Raw genomic sequence first — 13764 nt, 5'->3', positions numbered from 1 at the left:
CGGGCAGCGCCGGCTTTTCAGGAACGGGCAGGGCTGCAGCGCGGCGCTGCCCGTTCTTGCATCCAAACGCGGTCAGGTGCGGCCAAACTCGGTCAGGTGCGGCCAGGCGCAGATCAGGAAGCCGGCTTGTTGCTCTCGACCACGGCAAAGGACTTCTGCACCTGGCTGGGCCAGGCGATGTCGGCACCGGCCGCGTCGGAGAAGTCGGTCTGCTTGCCATCGGTCAGCAGCCACACGCGCAGTGCGTTGCGCGCGGGGTCGATCACGATGGCGCCCATCTCCTCGCCGCCCTGGTGGGGGCGCAGGCCGACGATGCTCCACACATCGCCCTCCTTGGTCAGCGGGCCCACGGTGCGCATATTGCTCAGCAGGGTCGGGTAGCTGGTGCCCAGCAGCGCCTTGAGCCGCTCGGCCAGCACGCCTTGCTCCAGGTAGTTGGTGCCGTCATAGGGGTACTTGCCCAGGTACTCGGCCAGGCTGTCCAGGCCGGGCTCGCCAGCCTTGGCCGTGGACGGCAGGCGCGTGCGCTCGGGAAAGTTCAGCGTCAATGCGGGCGCGGGCGCGGCCACATCGAGTGCCACGGACTGCACGGCCTTGGGAGTGGGAACGGAGGGAGAGCGCGGATCGCAGGCTGTCAGCGCCAGCATGGCGGCACCCAGCGCGACTCCGGCCTGCCAGGGGGTGAGCATGGAAGACATGCGCAAGCTCCTTGTCAAAGCGGATGCGAAAAACCAGGGCGCCGGTGTGAAAGCCCAGGCAAGACACCGGCGCCCGTCTGCAGCCATTTTCGCACCCGGGGTTGCAAACCTTGTTTCAAGGGGCATGGATACCGTCGGACAAGGCGCCGTATTCATCAAGGGATAATCCCCGCCATGAACATGACTGCCGCGCCCCGCCCTGCCCGCTCACAGTACGAAGATTTCATGCGCCATGTCTACGAACATGGCGTGTCCAAGACCGACCGTACCGGAACGGGTACGCGCAGCGTGTTCGGGCACCAGATGCGCTTCGATCTGTCCGAAGGCTTTCCGCTGGTCACCACCAAGAAGGTGCACCTCAAATCCATCATCCTGGAACTGCTGTGGTTCCTGCGCGGCGACAGCAACGTGCGCTGGCTGCAGGAGCGCGGCTGCACCATCTGGAACGAATGGGCCCGCGAGGACGGCGACCTGGGCCCGGTCTACGGCGTGCAATGGCGCAGCTGGCCGACGCCGGACGGCGGCCACATCGACCAGATCGCCGAAGTGGTCAAGCAGCTCAGGAGCAACCCGGACAGCCGCCGCATCATCGTCAGCGCCTGGAACGTGGCCGACCTGCCGCAGATGGCGCTCATGCCCTGCCACGCCTTCTTCCAGTTCTACGTGGCCGACGGCAAGCTCAGTTGCCAGCTGTACCAGCGCAGCGCGGACATCTTCCTGTTTCCCGGCCAAACTGTTCCTGCTCAATGCATGGCGGACCAAGGCTCTCACCGGGTTCTCCACTGAGCAATTCCTAGGTAGTATCTTGTTCACTTGAACAAAGGAACTGATGCGCCTGGATGTCGATAGTTGGAGCAGCATGGCTGCTTGAAGACCTGGTAAGGAAGCCCAGGCTGGAGGTGTACCGTCAGCGTGCATCTTTCAAAGCTCCGGCAGAAATCTCTGCCTACAACCGGACCGAGCCTGCGTTTGCTGGGCATCACATAGGGTCCCGGGTTCGCCCCCCTCACAACCTGACACAAGCTTTTCCAGCCCGGGCCTGGGAGGACGTGCTTTGAATCTTCATTCTTGGATGGATGGGGATGTGGAGCAGCACACGTTCTTCGATGACCTGGAGCGCGTTGTTGAACTGCCCACCGCGTTTGCAAAGTCGAAGGCAGGTCGGCTAGCACCAGAGTCCCGGCCGCTGTACGCGCGCCGCATTCGAGAACTCTGCCAGTACCTTGAACACCACGCCGTGTATGGGCAAGTGCGGGTAGACGTGGCCATCGGGCAACTGTCGCTGTTCGTGATTGAAGACTTCTACCGCGACCTAGAGCAGCTAGGACTTGGCAGCAGCACGGTACGAGGCTACGAAATCACGGTGCGAGAGTTCTGTAAGTGGTTGGCAAGCAGTCACGCGGGGTACACGCATAAGCAGAACCTCTACGAAGGTCAAACCTTCCTCACGAAGAAACCATCCACCCGGCTACCCAGCCTCACGGACGTTAAGAAGGTCATCAAGCTTTTGAGCGCGATGAACTTTGAGGAACACCGGCTTCTCGGCCACTTCATGTACGACACCGGCCTGCGCATCTCCGAGGTGCCCCGAGTCATGAAGTCGGACATCCCTGACCCAATGCTGTACCCACGGGACACCATGTACTTCCCGTTGTTTGTTTCGGGTTCCAAAGGTCGGGGCGGCCAGTTCAAGCCTAGGGCAACCATCATCACTCGGGCCATGCTTTCCCGCATCCACAAGTACCACAACAGCAAGCAGTACTTGATGCATTACCGAAAACATGCGCGTCGCTCACCCAACAAGCACTCCGACGACTTTCCGGCATTCTTGAACACGGAGGGAAATCCCATCAACAAGGATGCGATAGAGACCTTCATACGAGATGCCGCTATCCGCGCTGATTTGAAGGTTTCGGGCCATATGTTGCGACATGGCACTGCGTACTCAGTGCTTCGCTCGGAACACGGCAAGACGATGGTCGACAACCTCATCGTCGCCCAGAAAATTCTGGGGCACGCAGACCTCAGTACCACGGAAATCTACACCCGCGTGCCGGCAGCTGCCCTCGTTCGCAGTTCTGTGGGAGCGGCAAACGACCCCGTTATCTTCCGCTTCGAAGAAGCTCAAGTCATCTTCGACGATACCTATATGCCAAGCCACGCCCACAGAAGAAAGCGTCGCGGAATCGGAGACCCGCATGTCAAAAACCCCTACCACTGACATCTCGCTTCCAGTTGATATCCGCGAGCACTACAAGCTGCCAGAGCCGACGAAAGAGTCGCCATATGCGCAGGTGGAATGGGTGTTCGACAGGGTCATCTCAACTAAGACCAAGAAGTCCACACGAGGCAACTACGTAGCCGGCAAATTGTTTTTCTTAGACCATCTACGCGCCCTTGGGCTCAAAGACCCGTACCACCTTCAGAAGGAATGGGGCCCCCTGGCTCTGCTGAGATTTCGAGAGCAGCTTTCCCAGCGCGTCGAGGCTGGGGAGGTGACGTATGCCTCGTACACCTTGGTTGGAATCTTCAGCGCGATGCGGTATGTGATGAACTACGCAGCAAAACGCGGACTGGCCGGTTGCGTTCGCATGCTGGACGCCACGTTCGGTTCAGGAACTCCGGAGAGCAATGTCACTGAGGCATATCCGGACAGCGAGTTAAGTGAGCTATTGGATGCAGTCGGCAGCGAGCTGACAATCTCGCGAAAGATACTTTCCGGATATACACCACAGCCTCCAGGGGCTGGGCGAGACCCCCGAGTCTTCTACCGAAAGAGCCCCGAAGAGGGGTTCGGGTTCGGGGTCGAAGCAAATATGCGGTGGTACTTCGAAAACGTTCTCCAGTGCATTCCGGTTATTAACGATGAGGCAGGGAAAGCCCATCACAAGCGCTTTCTTACACATGCCACCAACACTCATGGAGGTTTGAACGACCTCTATCGCAGATGGGGCGTGTCAACCTTCTTCGACTTCGACATGCTCATGCCACATGTCGTCAACTTGGCATACCTCACAGGCTTGAACCCCGGCCCACTTGCCGCGCTCGCACTCGATGCGTATGGAGAATCCCACCCAGCGACGGGGGCGCCTTACCTTCGATATGTAAAAGACAAGGTCAGTAAGGAGCTGGAGCTCTACCTAGAGCTTTTTGACAAGGAAGGCGACACTTCAAGCATTGATGACAGTGTTCTCTTAGAGACCACCGAACGCTTTCTGCCGCGCAAGCAGGCCACACAAATTGCGCGCACCATCGAACTCATCCGCAAGGCCACCGAGCCGCTGCGCAGCAGCCTACCCGAAGGCCACCCGTTGAAGAATCGTTTGCTTATCTACACTTCTCGCGGCCCGCGCACATTTGGTCAGACCCAGGGTGTGAACTCAAAGAAGACGAGCAGTTGGTGCGCTCAAGTAGTAAAGAAATATGGATTGATAGGGGAGGACGGCGAGCCCCTCAAGTTCAACTTGGTCCGGTTTCGCTCAACGAAGCTCACAGAACTTGCGCTGCAAGGTCGAGACATCCTCACGATTCAACTCTTCGCAGGCCACAAGGGGTTGAAGACCACCATTGGGTATCTCTCACGAAAAAAACTTGAGGTTGAGGCCCGCAAGGTGGTCCGAGATGCTCTCGCGACCATCCACGCCAATCGCAAGGAGTTCGACGACCCCGACGCATGCACACGAACGAAGAACTCTACGGCAAGTGAGCAGCCCATTCATTTGTATCGAGGACTGCTTTCTGATTGCAAGAATCCCTTTGACCCACCTAAACGCGTTCGGGCCTCAAAGAGCTACATCCCCGGCAGAGCCTGCAGCAGGTTCAACATGTGCATCTTCTGCAAGAACGTGGTCATCTTCCGGCGCAACTTACCGACGCTTGTCGCATACCTGGACCAGATTAATGCCGCAACAGAGACCAACGTTCAAAACCTGCCGAATGCGGGCTTTTACGAGGACTCCAGAGCAGTCATCGAAAACTTGCTGGACCCGGAGCGTAGTGAATTTTCGGCGGAAGACATACGCTGGGCGCGTGAGGAAGCGGCCAGCCTGAATCCGCTCGTGGACAACGCCGTGTATCGCGGAGTGGCTTGAGATGCAGAAAGCCAAAAGAATAGCATTGTCCGTTGATGACATCGCCAGCCCCAGCCTTCCACCTCAAGACTATCGAGTGTCCAAGCACTCGGTTTATAGCGACGGGAAATGGGACCTCGGCGACGAATCGAACGTCCGGTTGAGGGGTCACGCCGAAGCAAAGCTCTCAATTGATTGGCGCATATATCATTTTGACCGCGAAGCACCCGGCTCTTCACTGAACGACGTCATCGCCAAGAGCCACCTGGACGCTCGTGTAAGCAACGGAATTATCAATGACATACGCTTACTGAGCTTCGTGCAGCTTGAGATGCCCTTTGTGTTTGGTAAGCGTGGCAGGCAAATTGAGCGAAGCAAGCCACCGACTGTCGTCTCTATGGCTCGAGCATTAGTAGTCCTGTTCTCTGTGGTGGATACGGTACGTGCGGAGCGCATTTCTTCTGTCGCACCTGGCCTGCCTTATACCCCACTCCAGTCTGTCATCGAGATTACATTTCAGGACCTTGAGGCAGCACTAAAGAAGTACCCATTTTCGGATGGGAAGACCGTTTATAAAGGCCTGCGAGCGTTCGCATCTCCGGTGCTACGAGGTAAGTTCGCTGGAGCATCTGTTCAGTGGACCGAGGGTGACATTGACAATCTCACATTTCCAAAGCCGACTCCTCGTGATTCTGAAAGCGTAATGCCCGATGCACTGTTTCGGATGCTGAGCAACACCGCAAGCAAGGATGTCGCGTGCTTTCTCTATGCGCTGCAGCTCCATCGATACGACCAAACGGTCCCCGTGCAGTTGTCCGGTCTGCTTCCCCGCGAAATCATCTTGGCCGAGGCTTGGAAAGATTATGTTGCCATTCGCAATGACGACCGGGAATACTCGGCAAAGCTTGGGAGAAGAAGTACAAGGACCGGCGAGCGAAGAAAGGAATTCAAACGGAAACACGGGATTTCCACGGATGACTTCTTTCTTTATATCAGTGACGTGCAGCGGGCATGCATGATGCTAATCGGCCTCTACACCGGTGGCAGATTTTCAGACTTCACCTCGTTTGTTGCCGGGTGCATCGAGGAAGTTCACGGCATGCCGATGCTGGTAGGGACGGCGTCCAAGCACCGGCCTTTGAACGCCCCTGTTGGTGATGATGTTTGGCCGGCAATTCCCATTCTTCGCGATGCCGTGACGTGTCTCGAAGAAATTTCGCGGGTGACTTTCAACCCGTATCTAATCTCGAGCACGTACACCGTTGCCATTGGAGAGGAGCCGCAACCTTTATCGCTGAGCGGATTCAGGGGCGCATTAAACATCTACCTGCAGTCAGCAGATGCGGATGGCCGCTGGCGCGATTGGGTCATCAATCCTCATCAGCTCCGGCACACGCTTGCGCACAAATTGGCCCAAGCGGACGTCGGCATCGTCTACATCTCATATCAGCTCAAGCATCTCTACACAGCCCTTGCGGGTCTGCCGGCTGATGTCACCCTGGGGTACGGAAACATTGGGGAACAGAAGGTGGCCCGAGCAATGGCCGTGAAGGACCTGTCGAGGGAGGCAGCGAACGCGCTGTTTAATCCGGATTCACCAATAGCAGGTGGCGGTGCCGAGGAGTTTCGCCAGCGTCGCAAGCTCTATTTTGATGGGCGCATGGCCCAGGGCTGGACGCGAGACGAAATCATCGACCAGCTGGCAGCGTGTGGGTTGCCATTTGTCAACGTTGGACCGGGATATTGTGGTGGCGTAAGAGAGGAAGAACTGGCCGATGGTACGAAGCGGCCCCCACCGTGCATTGGCCACTTGCAGTGCAACACCGGCGACTGCGACAACGCTGTGGTCACGCAAATTCACGTCTCACAGTGGAAAGACATCGTTGTGAAGAACAAAGAGCTCGCGTCGGACCCACGCCTGGCGCATGCAGCGGACAACTTCAAAGCAGCCATCTCCACGGGAGAGCGGGTGCTCCGAGACCTCGGCATCAACCCGGCCACGTTATGACCGGCAAGTCCCGTCCAGATGCCCTCCTGGCAAAGAACGCAAGGCGCTTTGACGCCATGACGCAGGCTATTGAGGATGCGCTCAAGAAGATTGAGAGTGACCGCCGCCTCAAGACAACCGAAGAGTCGTTAGCCGAGCTTGTCGGATGTTCGCGCGGCACCCTTCGAAACCGGGGATGGCCGCTAACCCAGTTGGGCGACATCAAAACTGCAAGAGAGCAGAAACGGGACGCCGATAAGTCAGAGCAGCCGAAGCCGGCCGCAGCGAAAGCTGAATCGGAAACCGACCGGCTCAAAAACCAACTGCAGCTCAGCCGTACCGAGAACGCTAGGCTACACGCGAAGAATGAGCTGCTCCGCAAGGAACTCCAGCAAACCAAGGACCTGCTGGCAGAAGTGACCCGGCTCACCCGGAATACGCGCCTGGACGCTACGCCATCTCGCTCCAAGGGTTCACCAGCAAAGGTGGTGCCGCTCCGCGAGAGAGCTGCGGCCAAGTCCGATGAGGGCCCATCCAAGCGATAGCGCCAGCCGCGCCACAAGGTGCCAAAGAAAGCGGGCCCCGGTGGGGCCCGTCTCACGAAGGGGTCCTGTTTGGAGGCTCAGACCGCGATGGGAGCCTTAATCCCAGGCTCAGGGTCGTAGCCTTCAATCTGGAAGTCCTCGAAGCGGTAGTCGTAAATGGACTCCGGCTTGCGGATGATGTTCAGTTGAGGCAGCTTCTTTGGCGACCGAGTGAGCTGCAGCTCAATCTGCTCCATGTGGTTGGCATAGGCATGAAGGTCGCCGATGCTGACCACAATCTCGTGTGGAATCAAATCGCACTGCTGAGCCAGCATGTGCGTCAGAAGCGCCAATGAGGCGATGTTGTAGGGTAGTCCCAGGAAGCTGTCCGAGCTTCGGATGTACAGCTGGGAAGATAGCTTGCCGTTGGCCACGTAGAACTGGTACAGAAGGTGGCAAGGAGGCAGGGCCATCAAGCCATTCTCAGCATTCTGAACCGGGCTCTTCGACTCGTCGGGCAGGTACTCGGGGTTCCAACCGTGGAACAAGATTCGCCGGCTGTTGGGGTTGGTCTTGAGCGTGTTGACGACGTAGTCAATCTGGTTGATGGTGCCGCCGCCCTTGGTCGGCCATGCAGTCCATTGCTTTCCGTACACGGGACCGAGCTCCCCATCAGGTGTGGCCCATTCATCCCAGATGGAAACACCGTGCTCGTTGAGCCAGGCGATGTTGGTGTTGCCGCTGAGGAACCAAATCAGCTCGTTTGCGATGCTCTTGAAGTGAAGCTTCTTGGTCGTCAGGAGCGGGAACCCGTTCGCCAAGTTGTGGCGAATCTGTCGACCAAAGACAGAGGTAGTTCCAGTTCCAGTGCGGTCACCCTTGACCTCACCGTTTTGAAGAATGTCTTCAAGCAATTCTAGGTATTGCTTCATGCATGCACCAATCTGAACAAGTTATCGTGTGCTTCGGATGCCTCAGGCGGGGCCGTAGACATGCGAAGTTGAGGCGAGCTAGAAGTAGTCCCTCAAGACCCTCGGGGCGGTGTGATGCCCTGGAGCCAGGAGCGCATTTTGCTGCAGGAGCGCTTGCGCCACGTCCGGAAGGGCATCAGTCAGATGTGTAGGAAGCACTTTTAGTGCCCCACATGAGCCCTTCGGGCTCAATCGTCTACCGAGCAACGGCGGCCTGGGTAGCAAGCGATATCACACTAGAGGAATACAAAAACGTGCAGTTTGTACTACTCTATTGACATGCCAAAGACCGCGAAAGCCATCGAGCAACTACCTCCTTCCACCATCGCTGTTCTTCAAAAGCTTGGGGCAGACCTTGCGGTTGCCCGGCTCCGCCGCAGAGAGTCTCTGCGCACGTGGGCCCAACGACTTGGGGTTACTGTTGCCACGTTGCGGCGGTTGGAGGCTGGAGACCCAACTGTGAGTATGGGCATACTCGCTACGGGTCTGTGGCTCATATCCCGGGATGGGGCACTCGGTCAGCTTGCTGCCCCTGAACATGACCGCGGTGCTTTGGAGATGGACGTGCGCAAAGCCATAGAGCTTGGCCGTGCCCGGGCACAGGCTTCCGCCGAAGCCCAGTTGACGTTATCGGGACGACGCGCATCTCCACCAAAGCCCTGAAGCACCGCGGTGCCGGCGCTCAAGCGTTTCTCAGGCGTGCTCGGGTTGGAGGATGCTCGGCGTCTCGTGCTTCGATGGCCGCCTCTAGCTTCTTTGGATGCTGCATCAGTTTTTCCGCTTCGGCGAACAGAATCGAGGGAGCAATCTCAAGTGCGCCGCACAAGCGCAGTAGGGTCACCAGATTTGGGCTGGTAGCCCCGTACTCAATCCTTTGCATGGTGAGGCGGCCGGTGCCGGCCTTATAGGCGACCTCCTCTTGGGCTAAGTCCGCCTGCTTTCTTGTCTTGCGCAGGACTAGCCCCAGCGCCACGGACCACTTGGCCTCATGCTCGTTCAGTTCGATTCGCATGGCCGCGAGTGTTGAAGAGATGTCACTTTTAAGGAACTTCATAAAAGATACTTCTTCTTTGTGGCATCAAAAAAGATGCATCATTTATGATGCATATCATTTATACGCAAAGCGCACTGCCAGCTCATCAACCTGCCCTGGCAGCTTGCTGCGCAGAGCAAGTACCCGACAGCTATATGGACACCTTCATACACACACAACGTCGTGCTCAGGTCCTGCCGCCAATGAGCAAGAAGGAGCGTGGTCGCCAGGCATGGCGGTTTGCAGAGTTCTCGTCTCGAGTGTTCTTTCTGCTGGAGGCTTGCGTTGACCAGCGGCAGGACATTGAAGTGGTGCAGTACGTGACCACCGATGCGGCAGCGGCATACCAGCTCGAACGCGAACTCACAGGGTGTCGGTGGTCCCGCGTGCACGTGTTCATGCGGTTTCGAGACCATACGAAACAGGACTTGATGTATGAGGAGCTTGAGGCAGCGTACCGCTCCCGGTCCACGGGCACGCATTGGTACCACCTCGTGTCTGGACACCTGATTGCAGAGTCAGGTGTGACTACGAAACAGCTTCAGAACTTGGAGAACGACTTTGAGCTTGTCTATGAGCGGCGTGGTTCTTCTTCGCAGTTGCACTCGCTCCCATGCTGAGACTTCAGCTTGTTTCTGACCTGCACCTTGAACTTCATGAGCAGAACGGCCTGCAAGTGCCCTTCACGGCGCTCCCCGGTGTAGACCTAGTCGTGCTGGCCGGCAACGTTGGTGGTTGCATGCGCGGGATGGAATTTGCCCGCGAGCTCAAGGCTCCAGTGCTCTACGTGCCAGGGACCCGGGAGCATGGAGGGCTCGAAGTCGACCAGACGACGATGGTGATGAAGTTCGAGGCCATCAACTCGAGGGTCAAGGTACTTCAAAACAATTCCGTGGTCATCGGCGGAGTCCGCTTTCTGGGTACCACGCTCTGGCCGGATTTCGGTACTCCAGCACACCCCGGCAGGTTGGCTTTGGCCATGGCACCCTACGAGGGCATCCGGCACAAAGCCCATCCCATCCCGTATGCCGCTCTACTCTGGCATCACAACTGCGCAGTTGCCTGGTTGGCCAAGAGGCTGGCTCAGCCCTTCAAGGGGCCAACGGTTGTGGTGTCTCACCATGCGCCACATCCAAAATCGACGCCTTTGCAGGGACCCATAGACCCCATCGCGCAGCCCAACCAAACTCGGTTGACCGAATTGATGCAGTCCGCGGCCATCTGGCTGCATGGGGGCGTGAGCGCAGCGTGCGACTACCGCATTGGAGCCACGCGGGTTGTCGCCAATCCATTCGGTAGTCCAGCCGACAGAGACTACCCATACTCTGTCGCACAAGGCACCAATCGGTACGACCCTGAGCAAGTCATCGACGTCACTGCGTCATGAGCTCGCGTAACGCCATCGGGGAGGAATGCGAGAAACGCGCCCCCATCCGGAATCCACCCGTTCTCTTCGTTGATTTCGACGACGTCATCGCTCTGGGAACGCCATACGGTGGACGCCATCTGCTGCTGAGACCACAACCCGTGGACCTCCATCTTCATCTGTGGCATCCACCTGCTTTGACCGCCCTACTCTCCGTCGTGGCAGATGCCAAACCGGCCATCGTGCTTACGACGACATGGCTGCGGTTCCTTGACCTTGCGTCGGCCCGAGAACTGTTCCTGCGGACCAATGCAGCGCTTCTCGCGCAGCACCTTCATCCGTTCGGAGAGGCGCCTCAGACAATGGGACAGACGAGGCTACAAGCAATCGACGACTGGCTGCGCACGCATGGCTGGCCCGAGCGCTATGCAATCCTCGACGATGTCGAAAGCGGAACCGGACTAGTTGGCTCACGACATGAAGCAGCCGGCCGATTGTTTCTTTGTGAGCTCGGGAAAGGCTTCACCGCCGAACAAGCGTCTGCTGTTCTGAAGGTTCTAGCAAAGCCATAAATGCCGAGAGCGTCCCCGGCAACCACTGGCAGCCACCATCAACGCAACCGCGCCCAGTTGAGGCTTACCGCTCAGGGCCGCCTCGCATATGCCGATGCTGAGAGAAATGCCCCTGCTGCTGCGCCTCGACCGTGTCCCGATGGCCAGCTAGCGGCCCGAGCACAAAAAAGAGGCCCCGTAGGGCCCCTGCTTTTACTTCTGCGGCGGGAAGATATGACCCGTCGTGTCACCCCCGGAGTACAGCCACGGGTTTGCGGCATCGTCCCTGGAGACCACCACTCCATCGTCTGCCTTGCCTGCCGTCGGGAATTGCCACTGCGTTTCTGAGGAAAGTGCAGCGAGCGCCGCGTCGTCATCGGCAATGGCACTGGCGGCTCGGCCCTGGGTACCCCATCGCATCGACATCTCTTGGTCAGGAGGTCACACGAGAACTGGTCGACGCCCATGGGCCCGAAGCGCATCCCGACCGATGTGTTCGGTTGCGGTGCTCGGAAATCTCATATCTCGTGGAGCTGGCCAAGAGGACGGATGTCGTTTTGCTTGCTGTGCGGGCGGTGGCGCCTGAGCTGGTTTGCCTTCCTGTGTCGCCAGTACAGGGCGTTGCTCGCTTCGGTCTTATCACACTCGCGGACCTTGTGGAAGTCCCGGGCCTGCCACTGCTGCGGGAGGTCATCGCGGAACGGATGTCTGAGCCTGCATAGGGCACCGATGTGCGCCCACGCGGCACGTTCCAGAGAACTGTCCATCGCGGCGCGGACGCAGCCGTTACACTGACGGAAAGAGCCGTTCGCCGGCTCGCCCGTCCACGCCGGCTAAGTCATAAGACAGCGAATTTGTTTCTCGAGTCTTGGTTTGACCAACCGTCACCTTGGCCCGATGTGTGGGCGCGTCGGTTCCGGGTGACCAGGAAGATGAACCATGACTACTCCTCTCACCGCTTTTCAGATTGAACAGCTCAAGCGTGCTGCTAAAAAGCTGGCTCGCGCTGAATCTATCCGCTTGTATGAAGCGCAGCATCGCCTTGCCGTTGAGCATGGCTATGCGAACTGGTCACTACTTCACAAGCACAGCATGAGTGCTGTCAACGGTGCCCCATCAGCTTCACAAGCACCGCGAGCAAAGCTCGTAAACAAGGACGCCGCGGCCATCGTAGTGGGCAGCAGAAGCCGGCAGTACCTGCACGGCGACCAACACGAAGTACATCTGAATCGCTTCTACTGCCGAAGCTGCGACGACTTCGTGGCCGCCGAGCACTTCTTCGAGAAACATGACCGTCGGGAGACGCTCGAGCGGGCGCTTAGCGCGCTGACGCAGTGGTATTTACCTTCGACTGAGAGGGCCTACACACGTCCAGACAATGCTCAAAACATGCTGGAAGATGAGGCCCGTCGGGAGGCTGTAGTCTTTCAGAATTCACGAAGCCCCTTCTACCGTTGGCTCGAACGTCGCATGGCCAAGGACTCGCCGATTGGTGACTTGGCCGTCGACGTCCTGAGAGACAGAAAGTTTCCGGTCGATGTCAGCTCAGCTGATGAAGCCGTCTCCTACCTGAAATCTCGCACCGCATCCGAAGCAGCAGTTAAGACGATGAAGCAGGCTTGGCGGCAGTTTGAGGCCGGGCAGAAGCGAAGCGCCTAATCAGCCTAGGCCGACCGCAGCACAGGCGCCATATCTCGCACATGCAGGACGTGGCGCCCTTGGGTCACCTCAACGGGTCGCGGATGATGACCGGATGGAAGTGCCCCAGGATGCACGATGGCTCAAGTGGCACCCGAATGCTGAACCCATCACCACGCCACTTATCAGGTGCGTAGGTAGGTCCATCCAGCAGTTCCTGAAAAATCGACTCAAGAGCGGTACCCGCGAACTCCGCCACCGTGCCAGGATGGAGGTTCTCCAGGGGCACATCGCACACGAACAGCGTGGGGGCGAATCGTTTCTTCAAGACGCGGCGAGCCGCTGTCATGACATCGTGGAGCATCTTGCGCGAGCGCAGGTGCATACGAACGTCGCCAGATGCGACCAGAGGAATGGCGGTCAGCTCGCTCACCAGACGCATGCGGTACAGCCACATTTCATCGTCAAGTACGCGCTGCATCTCCACAGCGAGCCAGCACCTGCCAAGGAAGCTGTTGAGCAGCCATCGTGCGATGGTCTCTAACTGGGCGTCGGTCGATTCGCGGTCCGGCGAGACGAGGACCACGCAGTCGGCAAGTGCCGATGGCTCGATGGCGTCCCGGACATTCAACTCGCGACGGAAAGAGGCTATGACCTCGTATTCGCAGCGGAGCGAAGCTCCCAGCCGAACGTGAGCGCGCTAAGGGCATGGCTCTTGGAAGAGGTGGGTAAGTTTGAGAAGGGTGGGTAAGTAAAGGACGCTATAGACAGGTTCCCGACAGCACGCTGGTCCCCGCGAGTCCCCTGAGGGAAAGGCTAAGGAAGCACTTCAATGGAAGTCACGGGAAGTTGTGTAGAGTCCGCCTAACAGAGGCGTCAGGTTTTTAAGCTTAAAAGCGACGAGATTCTTCACGTCGTCATCTCGT

12 protein-coding genes and 1 pseudogene are annotated in these 13764 nt (G+C 58.1%); 9 read left to right on the top strand and 4 right to left on the bottom strand.

Features of this window, described 5'->3' with window-relative positions:
• Positions 1–113: 113 nt before the first annotated feature.
• Entirely contained in the window at positions 114–698 is a 585-nt protein-coding gene (locus ACFPFG_RS27845) for a hypothetical protein (protein ID WP_183021573.1), read from the bottom strand.
• Between the two features lie 174 nt (positions 699–872).
• On the opposite strand from ACFPFG_RS27845, the pseudogene ACFPFG_RS27840 reads away from it, so the two are divergent.
• The 5 genes and pseudogenes from ACFPFG_RS27840 to ACFPFG_RS27820 form a co-directional block, all read left to right on the top strand.
• Positions 873–1418: pseudogene (locus ACFPFG_RS27840) on the top strand (thymidylate synthase); the annotation flags it as partial.
• A 364-nt stretch (positions 1419–1782) separates the two neighbouring features.
• Positions 1783–2919 (top strand): tyrosine-type recombinase/integrase, encoded by a 1137-nt coding sequence (locus ACFPFG_RS27835; RefSeq protein ID WP_380109180.1) that lies wholly within the window; start codon positions 1783–1785, stop codon positions 2917–2919.
• Positions 2897–4789 (top strand): site-specific integrase, encoded by a 1893-nt coding sequence (locus ACFPFG_RS27830; protein ID WP_380109178.1) that lies wholly within the window; start codon positions 2897–2899, stop codon positions 4787–4789. Before ACFPFG_RS27835 ends, ACFPFG_RS27830 begins: the two co-directional genes overlap by 23 nt.
• A gap of 1 nt (position 4790) precedes the next feature.
• Positions 4791–6776 carry a hypothetical protein gene (locus ACFPFG_RS27825; RefSeq protein WP_380109176.1) on the top strand — a complete coding sequence of 662 codons (1986 nt, stop codon included), beginning with the start codon at positions 4791–4793 and terminating at the stop codon, positions 6774–6776.
• The gene (locus ACFPFG_RS27820) at positions 6773–7300 is read left to right on the top strand and encodes a hypothetical protein (protein WP_160851876.1); all 528 of its coding nucleotides are present in this window, start codon (positions 6773–6775) and stop codon (positions 7298–7300) included. Before ACFPFG_RS27825 ends, ACFPFG_RS27820 begins: the two co-directional genes overlap by 4 nt.
• Before the next feature lie 77 nt (positions 7301–7377).
• Here the strand turns inward: ACFPFG_RS27820 and ACFPFG_RS27815 are convergent, their stop codons facing one another.
• Both ACFPFG_RS27815 and ACFPFG_RS27810 read right to left on the bottom strand, forming a co-directional pair.
• Complete coding sequence (locus ACFPFG_RS27815) at positions 7378–8211, bottom strand: thymidylate synthase (RefSeq protein ID WP_160851874.1); 834 nt, start codon at positions 8209–8211, stop codon at positions 7378–7380.
• 721 nt (positions 8212–8932) lie between these two features.
• Positions 8933–9304, bottom strand: a complete 372-nt coding sequence (locus ACFPFG_RS27810) for a helix-turn-helix domain-containing protein (protein ID WP_199140307.1) — start codon at positions 9302–9304, stop codon at positions 8933–8935.
• Positions 9305–9348: 44 nt separating this feature from the next.
• Between ACFPFG_RS27810 and ACFPFG_RS27805 the strand changes: the two genes are divergently transcribed.
• From ACFPFG_RS27805 to ACFPFG_RS27790, 4 genes are all read left to right on the top strand, one after another.
• Complete coding sequence (locus ACFPFG_RS27805; RefSeq protein ID WP_343739472.1) at positions 9349–9903, top strand: hypothetical protein; 555 nt, start codon at positions 9349–9351, stop codon at positions 9901–9903.
• Positions 9897–10670 (top strand): metallophosphoesterase family protein, encoded by a 774-nt coding sequence (locus ACFPFG_RS27800; protein ID WP_343739471.1) that lies wholly within the window; start codon positions 9897–9899, stop codon positions 10668–10670. The genes ACFPFG_RS27805 and ACFPFG_RS27800 overlap by 7 nt, the downstream gene beginning before the upstream one ends.
• On the top strand, positions 10667–11221 hold the full coding sequence (locus ACFPFG_RS27795; protein WP_380109172.1) for an HAD domain-containing protein: 555 nt from the start codon (positions 10667–10669) through the stop codon (positions 11219–11221). Before ACFPFG_RS27800 ends, ACFPFG_RS27795 begins: the two co-directional genes overlap by 4 nt.
• Positions 11222–12139: 918 nt before the next feature.
• Positions 12140–12859, top strand: a complete 720-nt coding sequence (locus ACFPFG_RS27790; RefSeq protein ID WP_380109170.1) for a YozE family protein — start codon at positions 12140–12142, stop codon at positions 12857–12859.
• A gap of 64 nt (positions 12860–12923) precedes the next feature.
• Here the strand turns inward: ACFPFG_RS27790 and ACFPFG_RS27785 are convergent, their stop codons facing one another.
• A complete protein-coding gene (locus ACFPFG_RS27785; RefSeq protein WP_380109168.1) occupies positions 12924–13469 on the bottom strand; it encodes a PHP domain-containing protein in 546 nt (181 codons plus the stop codon).
• Positions 13470–13764: the final 295 nt, after the last annotated feature.

This window comes from Delftia deserti (assembly GCF_042653485.1).
Lineage (GTDB): Bacteria > Pseudomonadota > Gammaproteobacteria > Burkholderiales > Burkholderiaceae_C > Comamonas > Comamonas acidovorans.
Note: the sequence above shows the minus strand (reverse complement) of the source record. Positions and strands in the feature narration are given on the sequence as shown.

Excerpts from the sequence above, each read along its gene's own strand:
- ACFPFG_RS27845 (WP_183021573.1), bottom strand. The coding sequence starts at position 698 with ATGTCTTCCATGCTCACCCCCTGGCAGGCCGGAGTCGCGCTGGGTGCC.
- ACFPFG_RS27830 (WP_380109178.1), top strand. The coding sequence starts at position 2,897 with ATGTCAAAAACCCCTACCACTGACATCTCGCTTCCAGTTGATATCCGC.
- ACFPFG_RS27825 (WP_380109176.1), top strand. The coding sequence starts at position 4,791 with ATGCAGAAAGCCAAAAGAATAGCATTGTCCGTTGATGACATCGCCAGC.
- ACFPFG_RS27820 (WP_160851876.1), top strand. The coding sequence starts at position 6,773 with ATGACCGGCAAGTCCCGTCCAGATGCCCTCCTGGCAAAGAACGCAAGG.
- ACFPFG_RS27815 (WP_160851874.1), bottom strand. The coding sequence starts at position 8,211 with ATGAAGCAATACCTAGAATTGCTTGAAGACATTCTTCAAAACGGTGAG.
- ACFPFG_RS27810 (WP_199140307.1), bottom strand. The coding sequence starts at position 9,304 with ATGAAGTTCCTTAAAAGTGACATCTCTTCAACACTCGCGGCCATGCGA.
- ACFPFG_RS27805 (WP_343739472.1), top strand. The coding sequence starts at position 9,349 with ATGATGCATATCATTTATACGCAAAGCGCACTGCCAGCTCATCAACCT.
- ACFPFG_RS27800 (WP_343739471.1), top strand. The coding sequence starts at position 9,897 with ATGCTGAGACTTCAGCTTGTTTCTGACCTGCACCTTGAACTTCATGAG.
- ACFPFG_RS27795 (WP_380109172.1), top strand. The coding sequence starts at position 10,667 with ATGAGCTCGCGTAACGCCATCGGGGAGGAATGCGAGAAACGCGCCCCC.
- ACFPFG_RS27790 (WP_380109170.1), top strand. The coding sequence starts at position 12,140 with ATGACTACTCCTCTCACCGCTTTTCAGATTGAACAGCTCAAGCGTGCT.